Source organism: Roseicyclus marinus (assembly GCF_036322625.1).
Lineage (GTDB): Bacteria > Pseudomonadota > Alphaproteobacteria > Rhodobacterales > Rhodobacteraceae > Roseicyclus > Roseicyclus marinus_A.
The window spans coordinates 3,487,920-3,505,484 of record NZ_AP027266.1 but is presented as its reverse complement, the minus strand read 5'-3'; the positions used below and the strand labels follow the sequence as shown (position 1 = coordinate 3,505,484).

Annotated in this window: 16 protein-coding genes; 6 read left to right on the top strand and 10 right to left on the bottom strand. The window is 66.6% G+C overall.

The genetic code is table 11. The features are described from left to right. Nucleotides 1–3: 3 nt before the first annotated feature. From AABA51_RS16895 to AABA51_RS16880, 4 genes are all read right to left on the bottom strand, one after another. The gene (locus tag AABA51_RS16895) at nucleotides 4–582 is read right to left on the bottom strand and encodes a LysE family translocator (protein WP_338273266.1); all 579 of its coding nucleotides are present in this window, start codon (nucleotides 580–582) and stop codon (nucleotides 4–6) included. Nucleotides 583–809: 227 nt separating this feature from the next. Continuing rightward, nucleotides 810–1,964: a CCA tRNA nucleotidyltransferase gene (locus AABA51_RS16890; protein ID WP_338273265.1), complete on the bottom strand. Its 1,155-nt coding sequence runs from the start codon at nucleotides 1,962–1,964 to the stop codon at nucleotides 810–812. Next, nucleotides 1,961–2,554: a CoA pyrophosphatase gene (locus AABA51_RS16885; protein ID WP_338273264.1), complete on the bottom strand. Its 594-nt coding sequence runs from the start codon at nucleotides 2,552–2,554 to the stop codon at nucleotides 1,961–1,963. The genes AABA51_RS16890 and AABA51_RS16885 overlap by 4 nt, the downstream gene beginning before the upstream one ends. Beyond that, nucleotides 2,538–3,557 (bottom strand): Hsp33 family molecular chaperone HslO, encoded by a 1,020-nt coding sequence (locus AABA51_RS16880; protein WP_338273263.1) that lies wholly within the window; start codon nucleotides 3,555–3,557, stop codon nucleotides 2,538–2,540. Before AABA51_RS16880 ends, AABA51_RS16885 begins: the two co-directional genes overlap by 17 nt. 182 nt (nucleotides 3,558–3,739) lie before the next feature. Between AABA51_RS16880 and AABA51_RS16875 the strand changes: the two genes are divergently transcribed. Next, nucleotides 3,740–4,990 carry a glycosyltransferase gene (locus AABA51_RS16875; RefSeq protein ID WP_338273262.1) on the top strand — a complete coding sequence of 417 codons (1,251 nt, stop codon included), beginning with the start codon at nucleotides 3,740–3,742 and terminating at the stop codon, nucleotides 4,988–4,990. 6 nt (nucleotides 4,991–4,996) lie between these two features. Here the strand turns inward: AABA51_RS16875 and AABA51_RS16870 are convergent, their stop codons facing one another. After that, nucleotides 4,997–6,121 carry a polysaccharide biosynthesis/export family protein gene (locus tag AABA51_RS16870; RefSeq protein ID WP_338273261.1) on the bottom strand — a complete coding sequence of 375 codons (1,125 nt, stop codon included), beginning with the start codon at nucleotides 6,119–6,121 and terminating at the stop codon, nucleotides 4,997–4,999. A gap of 203 nt (nucleotides 6,122–6,324) precedes the next feature. Between AABA51_RS16870 and galE the strand changes: the two genes are divergently transcribed. Together galE and AABA51_RS16860 are read left to right on the top strand one after the other, a co-directional pair. Continuing rightward, a complete protein-coding gene (gene galE, locus AABA51_RS16865; RefSeq protein WP_338273260.1) occupies nucleotides 6,325–7,338 on the top strand; it encodes a UDP-glucose 4-epimerase GalE in 1,014 nt (337 codons plus the stop codon). Continuing rightward, nucleotides 7,335–8,351, top strand: a complete 1,017-nt coding sequence (locus AABA51_RS16860; RefSeq protein WP_338273259.1) for an NAD-dependent epimerase/dehydratase family protein — start codon at nucleotides 7,335–7,337, stop codon at nucleotides 8,349–8,351. Before galE ends, AABA51_RS16860 begins: the two co-directional genes overlap by 4 nt. A gap of 104 nt (nucleotides 8,352–8,455) precedes the next feature. Here the strand turns inward: AABA51_RS16860 and AABA51_RS16855 are convergent, their stop codons facing one another. Then, nucleotides 8,456–9,421: a KpsF/GutQ family sugar-phosphate isomerase gene (locus AABA51_RS16855; RefSeq protein WP_338273258.1), complete on the bottom strand. Its 966-nt coding sequence runs from the start codon at nucleotides 9,419–9,421 to the stop codon at nucleotides 8,456–8,458. 95 nt (nucleotides 9,422–9,516) lie between these two features. Here AABA51_RS16855 and AABA51_RS16850 point away from each other — a divergent pair, with 95 nt between their 5' ends. Next, nucleotides 9,517–9,969 carry an NUDIX hydrolase gene (locus AABA51_RS16850; protein WP_338273257.1) on the top strand — a complete coding sequence of 151 codons (453 nt, stop codon included), beginning with the start codon at nucleotides 9,517–9,519 and terminating at the stop codon, nucleotides 9,967–9,969. Here AABA51_RS16850 and AABA51_RS16845 read toward each other — a convergent pair. Continuing rightward, nucleotides 9,957–11,228: a PP2C family protein-serine/threonine phosphatase gene (locus tag AABA51_RS16845; protein WP_338273256.1), complete on the bottom strand. Its 1,272-nt coding sequence runs from the start codon at nucleotides 11,226–11,228 to the stop codon at nucleotides 9,957–9,959. The genes AABA51_RS16850 and AABA51_RS16845 overlap by 13 nt on opposite strands. A 153-nt stretch (nucleotides 11,229–11,381) precedes the next feature. On the opposite strand from AABA51_RS16845, the gene AABA51_RS16840 reads away from it, so the two are divergent. Then, complete coding sequence (locus AABA51_RS16840; RefSeq protein ID WP_338273255.1) at nucleotides 11,382–11,708, top strand: Hpt domain-containing protein; 327 nt, start codon at nucleotides 11,382–11,384, stop codon at nucleotides 11,706–11,708. A gap of 9 nt (nucleotides 11,709–11,717) precedes the next feature. Here the strand turns inward: AABA51_RS16840 and ilvA are convergent, their stop codons facing one another. Together ilvA and AABA51_RS16830 are read right to left on the bottom strand one after the other, a co-directional pair. After that, nucleotides 11,718–12,965 carry a threonine ammonia-lyase IlvA gene (gene ilvA, locus AABA51_RS16835; RefSeq protein WP_338273254.1) on the bottom strand — a complete coding sequence of 416 codons (1,248 nt, stop codon included), beginning with the start codon at nucleotides 12,963–12,965 and terminating at the stop codon, nucleotides 11,718–11,720. 39 nt (nucleotides 12,966–13,004) lie between these two features. Continuing rightward, the gene (locus tag AABA51_RS16830; protein ID WP_338273253.1) at nucleotides 13,005–13,793 is read right to left on the bottom strand and encodes a hypothetical protein; all 789 of its coding nucleotides are present in this window, start codon (nucleotides 13,791–13,793) and stop codon (nucleotides 13,005–13,007) included. Between the two features lie 83 nt (nucleotides 13,794–13,876). Here AABA51_RS16830 and AABA51_RS16825 point away from each other — a divergent pair, with 83 nt between their 5' ends. After that, nucleotides 13,877–15,103, top strand: coding sequence for an argininosuccinate synthase (locus AABA51_RS16825; protein ID WP_338273252.1), 1,227 nt, complete (start codon nucleotides 13,877–13,879; stop codon nucleotides 15,101–15,103). A 389-nt stretch (nucleotides 15,104–15,492) separates the two neighbouring features. On the opposite strand, the gene AABA51_RS16820 is transcribed toward AABA51_RS16825, so the two are convergent. Further along, entirely contained in the window at nucleotides 15,493–17,526 is a 2,034-nt protein-coding gene (locus AABA51_RS16820; RefSeq protein WP_338273251.1) for an FAD-dependent oxidoreductase, read from the bottom strand. Nucleotides 17,527–17,565 lie beyond the last annotated feature (39 nt).

Below are 17,565 nucleotides of genomic sequence, written 5' to 3'. Positions count from 1 at the left end.
AGATCACAAAAAGACCATGACGGCCGAGGCCGCGAGACCCGTTGCCATCACGCGGGAAAAGATGCGCCAGGCCAGGGGCGTGGTCAGAAGAAGCGCCAGGAGCGAGCCCGCCCAGGACCAGAACAGGCAGACAAAGAGGTTGAGACCCGAGAAGGCGAGGGCGAGGCGCTGGGCTTCTTCGATTGGGGGGAGACCGGCGGCATAGCCCGAGGCGGCGGCCAGTGCGACGGCCCAGACCTTTGGGTTAACCCATTGAAAAAGAATGGCTTCAACCATGGTGAAGGGGCGCGCGCCGGCGCTCGAACCGCCCGAGGCAGAAGACCGCCAGAGGCTCAGGGCCATCCATCCGATCCAGAATGCGGCGGCGATTTTCAGCGCGAGCGCGAGTGCGGGTTGGGCGAGAAGAAGGGCGGCGATGCCGAGCCCGGTGAGGCCCGCGGTGATGCCCACACCCAGCGCGACGCCGAAGACATGGGGCAGCGTGGCGCGGAAACCGAAGCGCGCGCCGGAGGCCGTGAGCAGGATCACATTCGGGCCGGGGCTGAAAAGACCAAGGAAAACGAAGGGATAGAGCGGGTCCACGGCGGGCTCCGAAAGGGATGTGGCGCGAGGTGAGGGCGCGGGGCGGCGAATGTCAAGCCGCGCGCTTGGACCCCCCGCTTCGGGAGCCTCCGGCGGGGATATTTTCGAAACGGAGAAGCGGAAGCGGGGCGCGCGTTAACCTTGATGCGGGGTTGACGGGACGGGGCAGATGTAAAGGAAGGGTGAAGATCGGGGCGGGAGTATTGAGGGAAGCTTAACGCGAAAGGTTAACGCAGGCTGGCGAGGAGTTCGGCGCGGGTCAGGGTGAAATCGGAGGCGATCCAGCGCGCCTGAAGCGTCTTGAGCGCGGCGCCGAGATCGGGTCCCTGAAGGCCCGGCATCAGGTCGGCGGGGCGGACCGGAAAGACGGCGGCGGCGCCGGTTTCGACCTCGGCCAGCGCGGCGAGATCGGGAACGGTTTCGAAGAGGGCGGCGCGGAGCAGGAGGATGTCGCGCGCGGTCGCGGCACCATGGGCAAAGCCCAGCGCGCCGGGCGGATCGGCGGATGCCAGACCGGCGCGGAGCGTGGCGAGCCGGTCGCGGTCGGCGCGCGACAGGCGGAGGGTCGCCGCGACATCCGTCCCGCCCAGCGCGGCGAGGCGGCGGATCGGATCGGGGGGCAAGTCCCCCTCGAAAGCGACGAGGAGGGGGAGGAGGCGCGCCTCCGATCCGGGCAGGAGCCGGGCGAGCACGCCCAATTGCGCCATGGTGGCGACCGCAGGGGCGGGATCGGGGGCGGCGAGGAGTTTGAGCATCTCGGCCCCCACCCGTTCGCGGGAGAGGCGTTCGAGGCGATCGGCAAGCGCGGCGCAGGCGGCCAGACCCTCGGCGTCGAAGCCGCCCGCAGGATCGGCATACCAGGCGTGGAAGCGGAAGAAGCGCAGGATGCGGAGGTAATCTTCGGCGATGCGTTCGGCGGGGTCGCCGATGAAGCGCAGGCGGCGGGCGGTCAGATCGGCAAGGCCCGTGCCATTGGGGTCGAGGATCGTGCCATCGGCGCGCGCATAAAGTGCGTTCATGGTGAAATCGCGGCGGGCGGCGTCATCCTCCAGCCGGTCGGTATAGGCGATGGTGGCGTGGCGGCCGTGGGTTTCCACGTCGCGGCGGAGCGTCGTCACCTCGTAGGGGCGGTGATCTGCGACCAGCGTGACCGTGCCATGGTCGATGCCGGTCGGAACCGCCTTGATGCCCCGTTGCGCGGCGAGGTCCATCACGCGGTCGGGGCGGGCATCGGTGGTGATGTCGATGTCGAGAACCGGCGCGCCGATCAGCGCGTTGCGGACGGAGCCGCCGACGAACCATGCGCCATGGCCGCCCGCCGCGAGCATGTCCATCACGGCCATCGTGCCGGGGGTGGTGAGCCAATCGGCGGTGAGCTTCATGGCGTCACCCGGTCGGCCAGCGCCTTGAGCATGCGCGCGGTTGCGCCCCAGATGTAATAGGGGCCGAAGGGCACGACGTAATATTGCCGCCAGACCCCGCGCCAGCGGCGTTTCTCGATCCGGTAGCGGGCCGGGTCGAGGACATGGGCGAGGGGGACGCGAAACACCTCGGCCACTTCGGCGGGGTCGGCGGTGGGGGTGAAGTCGCGCTCGATCCGGGCCAGAACCGGATTTATGAGATAACCGGTTACAGCCTCGTGGGTGGGCAGATCGGCCAGCACGGTGACGCTGGCAGGGTCGAGGCCGATTTCCTCCTGCGCTTCACGAAGGGCGGTGGCGGTGGCATCGGCATCGGTCGGATCGACCTTGCCGCCGGGAAAGGCGATCTGGCCCGGGTGATGTTTCAGGTGGGAGGCGCGTTTGGTCAGGATGAGCTCGCGCCCCAGGACCCCGATCAGCACGGCGGCCGGTCGCAGCACGCGCCCCTCGGGCGGGGCTGCGGCGGCGTTCAGGTCGTAATCCGACGAGGGGCGCTGCGGCGCAAGCTCGAGCGCTGTCAGAAGTCGGTCGAGATCAACGGGCGCTGTCATCGCCCCCCTCCGCCTCGGGCGGCAATTCGGCCTCGAACCCCAGCGTGCGGGGGTCGAATTCGTAATGCGCGCCGCAGAACTGGCAATCGGCGGTGACGCGGCCATCCTCGGTCGTCATGTGGCCGATGTCGCGGGCGGAATAGATCGACAGGCTGGTGCGGACGCGGTCGGCGGAACAGGTGCAGCCGAATTGCACGGGCAGGGCATCGTAGACGCGCGGCCCTTCCTCGTGGAAGAGGCGCAGGAGGAGGTCGGTCGGCCCGACGCTGGGGCCGATCAGTTCCAGCGCCTCGGCGGTGTCGAGCAGGATATTGGCGCGGGACCAGTTTTCGCCCTCTTCCTCGTCCAGGAGATCGGTGGCGGCGAGAAGCCCGTCTTCGCCGGAGGCGCCATCATTGGCCATGAGCGGCGAGGCCTTGGGCATGTGTTGCAGCATGACGCCGCCCGCGCGCCAATGGGCGGGCTGACCCGGTTCGCGACTGAGGCCGTAGCTGAGTTCGAAGCGCGTGGGGAGCTGTTCGGATTGGGCGAAATACGCCTCGGCGCAGGCGGCGAGCGATCCGCCCGCAAGCGGCGTGATCCCCTGGTAGGGGGTGGTGCCGCTGCCCTGGTCGATGAGGATGGCGAAATAGCCCTTGCCGATCTGACTGAAGGGATCGGCGCCTTTGACCAGTTTCTCGGCATCGTAGCTGGCATAGGCGCGGATGCGGGCGGGCGTGTCATCGTCGCCGGGCGCGAAGAAATCGGTGGCGATGAGGCGGATCGCCCCGCTGCCACGGACCTGGAGCGAGAATTTCCAGCGCAATTTCATGGTCTGGCCGATGAGCGCGGTCAGAAGGGCGGCCTCGGCCACCATCGCTTCGACCTCGGTCGGGTAGTCGTGTTGCGACAGGACCTGATCGAGCGTCTGGTCGAGCCGGGCCACGCGGCCACGGATATCGGAGCGGTCGAGCTGGAACGGCAACACCGTGTCGTCCCATGCGATCCTGGTGGTCAGGGTCATGTGATTGGCTTCCTGCGATTGCGGGATTTGGCTGTCATATAGGGGCTTGTCCTGCAATCCCAAATTAGGGCCCAAATTCGGGCCCAAATCGGGGGCCAAATCGGGGATCAGGCGGCGCGAAGGCTTGCTGTCGCGGGTGGCTTGGTCGAAAGTGTGTCGCGTCACCAAAGAGCAGGCAGGCGATGAACATCCTTTTCGTGCACCAGAATTTTCCCGGCCAGTATCGGGAGCTGTTTCAATGGCTGGTGGCGCAGGGCGGGCATCAGATCGTGTTCCTGACCCAGCGCAAGGGTCTGCCGGAGGCCAAGGGGGCGCGGATCGTCGTCTACAAGACGCATCACAAGCCGGCGGAAGATGCCTATGCGCCGACGAAATACTGGGAGGAATGTGTCGGCAACGGTCTGGGCGCGGCCTTTGCCGCCGAGCGGCTGGCGGCCGAAGGGTTCCGGCCCGATGTCATCATCGGACATGTGGGATGGGGGGAGCTGACCTTTCTCAAGCAGGTCTGGGCGGATGTGCCGATCATCGGGTTTTACGAATATTATTTCCTGGCGCAGGGGGGATCGGTGGGGTTCGACCCGGAATTCCCGGCATCCGAGCATGCACGGTTCATGATGCATGCGCGCAACGCGGTGAATTTCGCCAATCTGCATAGTGTCGATCTGGGCCAGTCGCCGACGCTGTTCCAGCGCGACACCTATCCGGAGGCGTTCAGGTCTAAGATCTATGTCGAGCATGACGGGATCCGCACCGACAAGCTGCGGCCCAGGGCGGAGGCCTCGGTCCCGCTGACAAGGCTGGGGCGGGCGGTCACGCGCGACGACGAGATCTTTACCTATATGGCGCGGAACATGGAGCCGACGCGGGGCTTTCACAAATTCATGCGCGCCCTGCCCCGGATCCTGGAGGCGCGGCCAAATGCACGGGCGCTGATCATCGGGGGCAACGAAGTGTCCTATGGCAAGGCGAGCGGCGCAAAGGGCGGCTACCGGGCCGAGATGGAGCGGGAGCTGGGCGACGGCCTGGATTGGAGCCGGGTGCATTTCCTGGGCAAGGTGCCCTACGCGGCCTATCGGGAGATCATCCAGGTGTCGCGGTGCCATGTCTATCTGACGGTGCCCTTTGTGCTGTCGTGGTCGAGCATGGAGGCGATGTCGATGGGGGCTGTGATCGTCGGTTCGGACACGCCGCCGGTGCGGGAGGTGATGACCCATGGCGAGACCGCGATGCTGGTCGATTTCCACGATCACGAGGCGCTGGCACGGCAGGTGATCGAGGTGCTGGAGGCGCCCGGCGATTTCGCGCATCTGGGGCGGAACGCGCGGGCGCATATGGTGGAGCGCTACGATTTCACCACGCGCTGCCTGCCCGTGCATCTGGAGAAGATCAACGGGCTGGTGCCGAGGGGCAAGGCGATTGCCCTGCCGCGTTGAGCGGGGTCAGTTCGCGAGGTTCGCCGTCTGGTTGGCGACGCCGAAGACCGAGCCGATCAGGCCGAAGATGGTCTGGGCGGAAGTGATCGGGCTTTCGGTGACAAGGACGAGATCGCCTGCGTGGATGTCGAAGTTGCGGGCGCTGAACAGGCCGTCGGCCGAGGTCAGATCGAGCGTGAACACCACGCGCGGCAGGGCGGGGCCGGTGCCGTCGGTGCGCAGCGCGCTGTCGGGATATTCGCGCAGGATCAGGATACCGCCGGGATCGGCGCGGCGGCTGTCGACGCCGCCGATGATGGCCATGGCATCAAGTGCCGTGACGCGGTCCTGCGGGAAGCGGTGGTGGCTTTGCTGGCCCGCCGCGCCGAGGGACAGGAACTGGCGGGGGTCCTGTTCGACGATGACCTGATCGCCGCCATGCAGGAGCGTGTCGAGGCCCGGATCGGCATAGAGCCGCGCGACGGAGGTGCCGTAGATGCGGCCCGAGCGGCGCAGGCGGATCTGGGGATTGACGAGCGCGGGTTGCACGCCGCCGCCCGCGGCAATCAGGTTCAGCACGGTATAGTTGCGGTCGGGCAGGGGATAGGCCCCGGGATTGCCGACACCGCCCACCAGATCGACGGAATTGGTGCGCCCCTCGGCCATGGAAAGCTGGACCTGCGCGGAGGCGACGATGGCGTCGATGGCATCTTGCAGATGTTCACGGGCGACTTGCAGCGTCATGCCGGAGACGCGCGTATCGCCGACATAGGGCACGAAAACCGTGCCATCGGGCGCGACGGTGAGGGATTGGATCTGCACCTGCCGCTGGCCGGGCGCGGAGAGGAGCGAGTTTTCGTTGCTGTCCCAGATCGTCAGTTCGAGCGTATCGCCCGGCGCGATCACCTGTGTCCGGGCGCCGCCGCTGGCGGGCAGCCAGCCAAGGGGTGCCGGCCCGGTCGCGGGCCAATGGGCGATCTGGTCGAGAAAGGTGCTGTCGACGGTATGGACCTGGAAATCGGCGGTTTCGCCCTGCGAGACGGCCACGATCTCGCGTTCGACGGCGGCGCTGCGGGGGAGGGATTCGCATCCGGCAAGGGCTGCAACCGCAAGAAGGCCAAGGGCCAGACGACGCAGATGCGACACACTCATTACCACCTCTTGGCCCTGGGGGACCGGAACACGAAACTGGCCGCACCCTACGCAACTTGTCGGGGGGGTCAACCGGACATGACACCATATTGGGGGAGCGATGCAATTCTGCCCCGCCCCCAGACAGGGGACCGCCGGGGGTTGTGTTGCGCGCGAAAACCGTGATTGCGTCACTGGCGACTGCGAAGGTGCCAAGACGGACGATGACGAAACGTATTCTTTTGACCGGAGGGGCCGGGTATATCGGCTCCCATACCTATGTCGCGCTGGTCGAGGCGGGGCATGATGTCGTGATCCTCGACAATTTCTGCAACGCGCGGCGCAACGTGGCCGAACGGCTGGAGCGCATCACGGGCCGTCCGGTGCGGGTGATCGAGGGGGATACGCGCGACGCGGGCAAGTTGGCGCAGGTCTTTGGCGCGGAGGATTTCGACGCGGTGGTGCATTTCGCGGCGCTGAAGGCGGTGGGCGACAGCGTGGCGCGGCCGCTGGAGTATTTCGATTGCAACATCGGCGGGCTGACCACGTTGTTGCAGGCGATGGACAAGGCGGGGTGCCGCAAGCTGGTCTTTTCCTCCTCGGCCACGGTCTATGGCATCCCCGACGAGACGCCGACGCCGGAAACGGCGGAGTTCCGGGCGATGAACCCCTATGGGCAGACCAAGATCCTGGGCGAACAGATGCTCGATTGGCTGGCGCGGTCGAACCCGGACTGGGCATTCGGCGTGTTGCGCTATTTCAACCCGGCGGGCGCGCATGCATCGGGGTTGATCGGGGAAGACCCCAATGACATCCCCAACAACCTGATGCCCTTCGTGGCCAAGGTGGCGACGGGCGAATTGCCCAAGATCGCGGTGTTCGGGGATGATTACGACACGCCCGACGGCACGGGCGTGCGCGATTACATCCATGTCGAGGATCTGGCGCGGGGGCATGTGCTGTCGCTTGAAAAGCTGTTCGAGACCGGGCGGGGGCATTGTGTGAACCTTGGCACCGGGCGGGGTTATTCGGTGCTGGAGGTGATCGCGGCCTATCAGCGGGCGAGCAACCGCGCCCTGCCCTACGAGATCACGGCGCGCCGCCCCGGCGACGTGCCGGTTTACGTGGCGCGTGCCGACAAGGCGGCCGAGGTTCTTGGCTTTCGCACCGAGAAGACATTGGACGAGATGTGCGCGAGTTCGTGGAAATGGGTGTGCAACGACGGGATACGGGAATGACGCGCAAGGCTCTTGTAACCGGTTCTTCTGGGTTTATCGGTTTTCACCTCTGCACGAGGCTGTTGGCCGAGGGCTGGGAGGTGGTCGGCGTCGATGCGATGACCGATTACTACGATGTCCGGATCAAGGAACGGCGGCAGGCGATGCTGATGCAGAACGCAAGGTTCCGCGTCGTCAACGACAGGATCGAAGCGCCGGGCCTGCTTCATGGGTTGATGGAGGAATTCCGCCCCGATGCGGTGATCCACCTGGCCGCGCAGGCGGGCGTGCGCTACTCGATCGACAATCCCGAAAGCTATGTCGAAGCCAATCTGATCGGCACCTTTCGCCTGCTCGAGGCGATCCGGGCCTTTCCGCCCGAACATAGCCTGATGGCCTCTACCTCTTCGGTCTATGGGGCGAATACGGACATGCCGTTCGCCGAGACGCAGAAGGCGGATACGCCGATGTCGTTCTATGCCGCGACCAAGAAGGCGAACGAGGCGATGGCGCATTCCTATGCGCATCTGTACGGGCTGCCGGTGACGATGTTCCGGTTTTTCACCGTCTACGGGCCATGGGGGCGGCCCGACATGGCGCTGTTCAAATTCACCAAGGCGATTTTGGAGGACCGGCCCATCGACGTCTACAACCACGGCGACATGAGCCGGGATTTCACCTATGTCGCCGACCTGGTAAGCGGGATCGTGGGGTTGATCGACGCGGTGCCGGTCCGGCCCGCCACGCCCGATGCCGTGCCCGAGGGCGACAGCCTGAGCCCGGTCGCGCCGTTCCGGGTGGTGAATATCGGCAATTCCGACTCCGTGCGCCTGACCGAGTTCATCGAGGCGATCGAAACCGCGACGGGGCGGCGGGCGGCGCGAAATTACATGGACATGCAGCCGGGCGATGTGCCCGCCACCTGGGCCGATGCGAGCCTGTTGCAGAGCCTGACAGGCTATCGCCCGCAGACCAGTGTCCAGGACGGCGTGGCGCGGTTCGTCGAATGGTACCGGGGGTATTTCGGGGTGTGATCAGAGCGCGTCGCGTTCATTCGCATTCACGCGCCGCCCTCTAACCTTTTGATGTCGCATGTCCGAGGAGCGCAAAACCGGTTCCCACTTTTGCGCGACATGCTCTAGGCGAGCCCTGCGCGCAGGCAATCGTGCAGGTGCAAGAGGCCGATGGGCTGGCCATCGGGATCGACCACAAATAGCGCCGTGATGCGGTTGCCGGACATGACCGCCATCGCCTCGGCCGCGAGATCGTCGGGGGCGATGACGCGGGGTTTGCGGGTGGCGACCTGACCCGCCGTGCGGTCCATCAGATGCGCGATGTTGCGGCGCAAGTCGCCGTCGGAGATGACGCCGACCAGCCTGCCCCCTTCGGTCACGCCGGCGATGCCGAAGCTTTTCTCGCTCATCACGATCAGGGTGTCGGCCATGGGCAGATCGGCGGGCACGAGCGGCAGGGCATCGCCGGTGTGCATCAGCTGCGCCACCTTGGAAAGCTGCGCGCCCAGCTTGCCGCCGGGGTGGAAGGTGCGGAAATTCTCAGGCAGGAAACCGCGCCGTTCCATCGTGGCCACGGCGAGCGCATCGCCCAGGGCCAGCGTGAGCGTGGTGGAGGTGGTGGGCGCCATGCCGATCACGCAAGCCTCGGGCGCTTGCGGCAGGACAAGGCGGTAATCGGCGGCGCGCATGAGCGTGCTGTCGGCGCGGCCCGAGATGGCGATCATGGGAATGGCGAAACGGGCGACATGGGCGACCATGTCCCGCAATTCGGCGGTTTCCCCGGAATTGGAGATGAGGATCGTCAGATCGCCCGGTGTGACCATGCCAAGGTCGCCGTGGCTGGCCTCGGCCGGGTGGACGAAGGCCGACGGCGTGCCGGTGGAGGCGAAGGTGGAGCTGATCTTGCGCGCGATATGGCCGGATTTGCCGATGCCCGACAGGATCACGCGGCCACGGGTGGCGAGGATCGCCTCGACCGCGGGGGCGAAATCATCGGGGAGCGCGTCGGCCATGGCGGTGACGGCTTCGCCCTCGGTCCTGAGGACGCGGGCGGCGGTGGCGCGGATGGCGGCGATCTGATCCTCGGTCATGGCGGTCCCTTAGCCCAAGGCGCAAGGCTTGGCGAGAGGGGGATAGGCGGGGGGCGCGGGGTCTGGCAGAAGGGGGCGAGAGAACGGAGAGCGCGATGAACCGACGTTTCGGAGACTGGCCCGAGCCGGGCCGCCCCTATGTGCCCCGGCCCGGCGTCTATGCGGTGATCGCCTCGGGCGACGGGATATTGGCGACATTCCAGGAAGAGCCCCGGCCCGAGCTGCAATTGCCGGGGGGCGGGATCGATCCTGGCGAGCAGCCGCTCAGGGCGCTCTATCGGGAGGTGCTGGAGGAAACCGGCTACGCGATCCATGCGCCGCGCAAGCTGGGGATGTTTCACCGCTACACCTACATGCCTGAATACGATCTGTTCGCGCTGAAGCTGTGCCATGTCTACCTGGCGCGGTTGGGTCCGCGACGGGGGGCCCCGAGCGAGCCGGGGCATACGGCGGTGTTCCTGCCCTGGGACGTGGCGGCGGAGCGGCTGGCGGTGTCGGGCGACCGGCATTTCCTGCGGGTGGCGCGGGCGCTGGTTCAGCCGCGATAATCGATCACCACGGCGGAGGCGTCATCGGCCAAAGCCTCGGTCCCGGCGAAGGCGGACAGGTCGCGGTCGAGCGCTGTCAGGAAATCGGGGCCGGTCAGCGCGGCGTGGCGCGTCATGAGCGCGGCAAGGCCCGGTTCATCGAGCGTCGTGCCATCGGTGCCGGGGCATTCGGTCAGGCCATCGGAATGGATCACGAGCCGGTCGCCGGGGGACAGTGTCAGCTCGAGGGTGGTGTAACGGGCATCCTCCACCAGGCCGATGGGCAGGCCGCCCGCGCCCAGAAGCGCGACATCGGCCCCGGCGCGCAGGAGCATCGGGTGGGGATGGCCCGCCTGCACCATCCGCATCCGGCCCGTGGCAAGGTCGAGAAAGCCGAGGCAGAGGGTGAAATACCGTTCCCCGCCCATTTCGCGCAGGATCATGCGGTTGAGCCGTTCGGCGGCGAGATCGGGGGACAGCGGCAGATAGCGGCCATCCGCGCCGCGCGTCAGGGCGATGTTCTGGTCAGGGGTGGCGGCGCTGAGCATGCCCGCGACACGGGCGGCGATCATGGCGGAGGCGACGCCGTGGCCGGCCACATCAAGGCCGAACACCCCGATCAGGCGGTCATGGACGGGAAACCAGCCCACCATGTCGCCGCCGATGGGGCCGGAAGGTTTGAGCCAGAGCGACACATCGGCCCCGGAAAAGCGGCGGAACCGGTCCTGCAACTGGGCCTGTTGCAGCCTGCGCGCCTCGTCCAGGTCACGGTCGAGGGTGGTGTAGAGCGCGCGGATTTCGCCCAGCGCCTCGGACAGGCGGCGGTTCTTGTCGACCATGTCGCGCTGCATGGCAACGATGCGCGCGCCCGCGTTCATCCGGGCGCGGAGTTCCGGGGCGCGGACAGGCTTGGTCAGGAAATCATCGGCGCCTGCGGCCAGACCTTCGGTCAGGGCGTCCTGTTCGGAGCGGGAGGTGAGGAGGATCACGTAGGCATAGCCTTCGCGGCGCATGGCGCGCAGGCGGCGGCAGAAATCGGGGCCGGTCAGGCCCGGCATCATCCAGTCGCTGAGGATGAGGGTGATGGAGGGGTCCATCGCCACATCGAGCGCGTCGAGCGCGCTGTCGCATTCCACCACCTGATGCCCCCAGCGCCGCAGGAGCGCAGAAAGCATCATCCGCTGGGCGCGGCTATCCTCGATCACCAGAACGCGGCCGGGCAGGGTGGAGCCCGGCGCGGGGGTGGCGGTGGGCCAGCTCTGGAAAGGGCCGTGGTGCAACGTGGTATCCTGCGCAAAGGCGACAGGGTTCCATGCGCGGCAAGTCCTTAACGGGGGATGAAGGACACAATCCGATCCATCGCGGATCGCGGCGGTAAGATTGTGTTAAGGATAGGGATCGCATCCTGCGCCGGTCGGCCAAGGAGCGCGCGCATGATCGACAGGGCCCGTCTGGACGGATTGCGGCAGGATATCGGGGAAGAGGATTTCGCCGATCTTGCCTGTGTCTTCGTGGCCGAGATGTCGGATCACCTGGACCGGCTGGGGGGCGATCCGGCCAGCGCCATGGCAGAGGATTTCCATTTCCTGCGCGGCAGCGCCGCCAATCTGGGGCTTGCGGCGATGGCCGATGCCTGTGCCCGGGCGGAGGCCGCCTGCAAGGCGGGGACTGCCCCCGATATCGCCGCCATCGCGGAGATTTTCGCCCTGTCGCTGGATGCAATCGCCCCCGATATCCCCGGTCTGGCCAGCGCGGCCTGAGCCGGGGGATCAGATCAGGAAATCGGCCAGAACCTCGTCCGCCGTGATGTCGCGGAAGCCGAACCCGCGCGAGGTGACGCGGGCGATCATCGGCTCGAAATTCGCGGCATCATTGGTTTCGATCCCGATCAGCACCGAGCCGAAATTGCGGCTGTTCTTTTTCAGGTATTCGAAGCGGGCGATATTGTCGTCCGGCCCCAGCAGATCGAGGAAATCGCGGAGCGCACCGGGGCGCTGCGGCAGGCGCAGAATGAAGTATTTCTTGAGGCCCTGCCAGTTCTGGGCGCGTTCCTTGACCTCGGGCAGGCGTTCGAAATCGAAATTGCCGCCGGAGGTGACGCAAACGACCGTCTGGCCCGCGATCTGTTCGCGCATCTGGGCCAGCACATCGACGGAGAGCGCCCCGGCGGGTTCCAGAACGATGCCCTCGATGTTCAGCATTTCCTGAATGGTGACGCAGATCCGGTTTTCGGGCGCGATCAGCACATCGGCGGGCGACAGTTTGCGCAACACCTCGAAGGTGCGGTCGCCGATGCGGGCGACGGCGGCCCCGTCGACGAAGGTGTCGGTGATCGGGATGGTCTGGGGCGCGCCGGTCTTGAGCGCGGCGGTGAGGCTTGCGCCGCCCGCCGGTTCCACCAAGGTGACCTGCGTCGCCGCCCCCACGGCATCGAGATAGGAGATCATCCCCGCCGACAGCCCGCCGCCGCCCACGGGCAGGATCAGGCGGTCAGGGGCCGTGCCCAGTTCATCGAGCATCTCGACCGCGACGGAAGATTGCCCCTCGATCACATCGGGATCGTCGAAGGGCGAGAGGAAATGCGCACCGGTGGCGTCGCATTCCGCCTTGGCCGCGGCCAGCGTTTCGTCGAAGAAATCGCCCGTCAGCACGATCTCGACCCGGCCCGCGCCGAAGGTCCGGGTTTTCAGGATTTTCTGTTCGGGCGTGGTGACGGGCATGAAGATGCGCCCGGTCACCCCGAAATGGGCGCAGACAAAGGCCACCCCCTGCGCATGGTTGCCCGCGCTGGCGCAGACGAAGCGCGAGGCCGAAGGATCGACGGCCAGAAGCTTGCGCATGGCGTTGAAGGCGCCGCGCAGCTTGTAGGAGCGGACCGGGGACAGATCCTCGCGCTTGAGCCAGATATCGGCCCCGAAGCGTTCGGACAGGTGCAGGTTGCGCTGCAGGGGCGTGGGCGGGAAGAGATCCCGCAGGGCAAGGGTCGCGGCGCGGGCGTGATCGGCGAAATCGTTCATGATCACCGGCCTGCCGGAAAGCCCCGTCCCTGTCCAGTGTCAGTTGAGCTGACGCCCCTCGACCAGATTGCCGTAGAGCGTGGTCATGAGCGCAAGATTGATAAGGAGCTGGAGCCAGGTGAGGGCGGCGTTGAGGATCTGACCGGGAAGCGACAGGATTGTCTGATCCTGCATCATCCCGAACATATGGGCGGTGACGGTTTGCCCGAACAGCAGCAGGACCAGCTGTTGCGCGATCCCCGCGACCAGCGCGATCACGATCAGCGGCAAGAGGATCTGGCTGGCGACGGGGCGTGTCACCGCCCAGCTTTCCCGCAGGCTCATGGGCGCGCCGAGCGCTGCCGCCGGCAGGACAAGGCCGATCCGCGTGGCGACCCAGGTGGCGAGAAAGACAAGACCGATGCCAAGGACAAGCGCCACGGCAGAGGATTGGGTGACAGCCGCGATCAGGCCCACGACCAGCGAGCCGCCCATCACGGCGAGGATCACCACGACCCCCACGGCGATGGCGCGCCCGAGATAGGACAAGATGCGGTCGCCGCGCCAGGGCGGGATCAGGCCATTGCCCATTTCCTCGAGCAGGACATAGCGGTGCCAGCCGACCGCCGCCCAGGCATAGGCGATGACCGTCCCGACCAGGAGAAGCAGAAGACCGATGAGCGTGCCGCCGCCGAACCCGTGGCCCATGCCCGCCGCCGTGCCGCCGGTGAGCGCGAGGAACCCCGCGATGGGCAGGATGAACAGGGTCAGCGTGAGCCGTGCCGCCTGTCGCAGGTTGCCAAAGACCTGCTGCACGACATGGCGCAACAATTGGTAGCCGTAATCCATCACGCCCTCCGGTCACCTTGCCCATGGAGTGAAAACCCGGTATCGCCCGCGCGGTCAATCCGAAAGCCGATGGAGCCTGCCCCATGTCTGCACCGAAGAAGGTCGTTCTTGCCTATTCCGGCGGTCTCGACACCTCGATCATCCTGAAATGGTTGCAGACGGAATATGGCTGCGAGGTCGTGACCTTCACCGCCGATCTGGGCCAGGGCGAGGAGCTGGAGCCCGCGCGCAAGAAGGCCGAGATGCTGGGCATCAAGCCGGAAAACATCTTCATCGAGGATCTGCGCGAGGAATTCGTGCGCGATTTCGTCTTTCCGATGTTCCGGGCCAATGCGCTCTACGAGGGGCTCTACCTGCTGGGCACCTCGATCGCGCGGCCGCTGATTTCCAAGCGGCTGGTCGAGATCGCGGCGATGAAGGGGGCCGATGCGGTCAGCCATGGCGCGACCGGCAAGGGCAATGACCAGGTGCGGTTCGAGCTGTCGGCCTATGCGCTGAACCCCGAGATCAAGGTGATCGCGCCCTGGCGGCTGTGGGACCTGACCTCGCGCACCAGGCTGTTGGAATTCGCCGAGGCCAACCAGATCCCCATCGCCAAGGACAAGCGCGGCGAGGCGCCCTTCAGCGTCGATGCGAACCTTTTGCACACCTCCTCCGAGGGGAAGGTGCTGGAAAACCCCGGCGAGGAAGCGCCCGATTACGTCTACCAGCGGACAATCCATCCCGAGGATGCGCCCGATCAGGCGGAGATGGTGGAGATCACCTTCGAGCGCGGCGATGCGGTGGCCATCGACGGCGTGGCCATGTCGCCCGCCACGATCCTGACACGGCTGAACGAGCTGGGCGGCAAGCATGGGGTGGGGCGGCTCGACCTCGTGGAAAACCGCTTCGTGGGCATGAAATCGCGCGGCATCTACGAGACGCCCGGCGGCACGATCCTGCTCGAAGCGCATCGCGGGATCGAGCAGATCACGCTCGACAGCGGGGCGGGCCACCTGAAGGACTCGATCATGCCGCGCTATGCGGAACTGATCTACAACGGCTTCTGGTTCTCGCCCGAGCGGGAGATGCTGCAGGCGCTGATCGACAAGAGCCAGGAGCACGTGTCGGGAACGGTGCGCGTGAAGCTCTACAAGGGATCGGCGCGGACGGTGGCGCGCTGGTCGGACCGGTCGCTCTATTCCGAGGCGCATGTGACCTTCGAGGAGGATGCAGGCGCCTATGACCAGAAGGATGCGCAGGGCTTCATCCAGCTCAACGCGCTGCGGCTGAAGCTGATCGCGGCGCGCAACCGGCGGCTCAAGGGCTGAGCCCCGAACCCGCCGCCCGTGGCAGGCTGCGGGAGCCTCCGGCGGGAGTTTTCCGGCCAAGATGAAGGGGCGGGCGCGCTTGCCCCTGTAAACCGCGCGTTAAGGTTAATGGGCGAGATTGGCCCTGCGCCGATAGCTGGAGAGCGATTCGGCGTCCAAGGTGAAGAAGCCCCGTGACCCGGACAAAGCGGTAGCCAATCCGCCAAGGCCGGGCGCGGGGTGACACCCTTCGCGTCCTTTTTCATCTTGGCAGAAAAACTCCGGGGGAGTCGCCCAAGGGGCGACGGGGGCAGAGCCCCCTCACTAAGGAATCGTCGCCTCTGGCGACTGGGGCAGAGCCCCCTCACTAAGGAATCGTCGCCTCTGGCGACGGGGGCAGAGCCCCCTCTTTACAGCGCCGCCGCGAGCCGAGCGCCCTGGTCGATGGCGCGTTTGGCGTCAAGTTCGGCGGCCACATCCGCGCCGCCGATGACGTGACAGGGGATGCCATGCTCGATCAGCGCATCGGCAAGGCTGCGGTTCACCTCTTGTCCCGCGCATAGCACCACGGTGTCGACCTCGATCAGGGTCGGGTTTTCGCGCGTTTCGCCGAAGGTGACATGGAGGCCCTGCGCGTCGATCCTTTCGTAATTGACGCCGGTGACCATCCTGACCCCTTTCATCTTGAGGCTGGCGCGGTGGATCCAGCCGGTGGTCTTGCCCAGCCGTTTGCCGGGCTTTTCGGCCTTGCGCTGGAGCAGCACGACCTGTCGGGCCGGTGCCTCGGGCCGGGGGCCTTCGGGGGCGAGGCCGCCGCGATGACGGGCGGGGTCGGCGACGCCCCATTCGCGGCGCCAAAGCTCGGGCGCGGTGGTCGGGCTGTCGCCCGAATGGACGAGGAATTCGGCCATGTCGAAGCCGATGCCGCCCGCGCCCACGACGGCGACGCGGGGGCCGACCGGGGCCTTTCCGGCCAGCACATCGACATAGGAGAGCACGTTCGCGCCATCCTGGCCGGGAATGCCGGGGTCGCGGGGGATGACGCCGGTGGCGATCACCACCTCGTCGAAATCGCGCAGGTCGGCGACACTGGGCGCGGTGCCGAGGTGCAGCGCGATATTGCGACGGTCGAGCATCGTGGCGAACCAGTCGACGAGGCCGATGAATTCTTCCTTGCCGGGAATGGTCTTGGCCATGTTGAGCTGGCCGCCGACCTCTGCCGCCTTGTCCCAGAGCGTCACGGCATGGCCGCGTTCCGCGGCGATGATAGCGGTGGCCATGCCCGCCGCCCCTGCCCCCACCACGGCGATGCGTTTGGGCGCGGGCGCGGGATCGTAGCGCAATTCGGTTTCGTGGCAGGCCCGGGGATTCACGAGGCAGGAGGTGAGACGCCCCGAGAAAGTGTGATCGAGACAGGCCTGGTTGCAGGCGATGCAGGGGGCGATTTCGGCGGCGCGGCCTGCCATCGTCTTGGCCACGAAATCGGGATCGGCGAGGAAGGGGCGGGCCATGGACACCATGTCGGCGCAGCCCGTGGCCAGAACCTCTTCGGCGATTTCGGGGGTGTTGATGCGGTTCGAGGTGATGACGGGGATGCCCACCTGGCCCATCAGTTTCTGCGTGACCCAGGCGAAGGCCTTGCGCGGGACGGAGGTGGCGATGGTGGGGATGCGCGCCTCGTGCCAGCCGATGCCGGTATTGAGGATCGTGGCGCCTGCCGCCTCGACGGCTCGCGCCAGTTGGACCACCTCGTCATGGGTGGAGCCGTCGGGGATCAGGTCGATCATCGAGAGGCGGTAGATGAGGATGAAATCGGGGCCCACGGCGGCGCGGGTGCGGCGCACGACCTCGACCGGCAGGCGCATCCGGTTCTCGAAAGCGCCACCCCAGCGGTCCGTGCGCTTGTTCGTATGGGTCACGAGGAACTGGTTGAGGAAATACCCCTCGGACCCCATGATCTCGACCCCGTCATAGCCGGCCTCGCGCGCGCGGGTGGCGGCGGTGACGATGTCGGTGATCTGTTTCTCGATCCCCGCCTCGTCCAGTTCGCGGGGCGGAAAGGGGGAGATGGGGGATTTGACCGGGGAGGGGCCGACGCAATCGGGGGAATAGGCGTAGCGCCCGGCATGGAGGATCTGCATCGCGATCTTGCCGCCCGCGTCATGGACGGCATCGGTGACGATGCGGTGATTGGCGATGTCTTGGGACGTGAAGAGGCCAGCCGCGCCGGGGAAAACGCCGCCCTCGCGGTTGGGGGCCATGCCGCCGGTCACGATCAAGCCGACCTGGCCGCGCGCACGTTCGGCGTAGAAGGCCGCGACGCGGGGCCAATCGCCGGTTTCCTCGAGCCCGGTGTGCATGGAGCCCATGAGCACGCGGTTCCTGAGCGTGGTGAAGCCCAGGTCGAGCGGCGCGAGGAGATGGGGATAGGTGGCCTGTGTCATGCGTCCCTCCCTGCGTGACGGATTGACGTGCAGGTAACC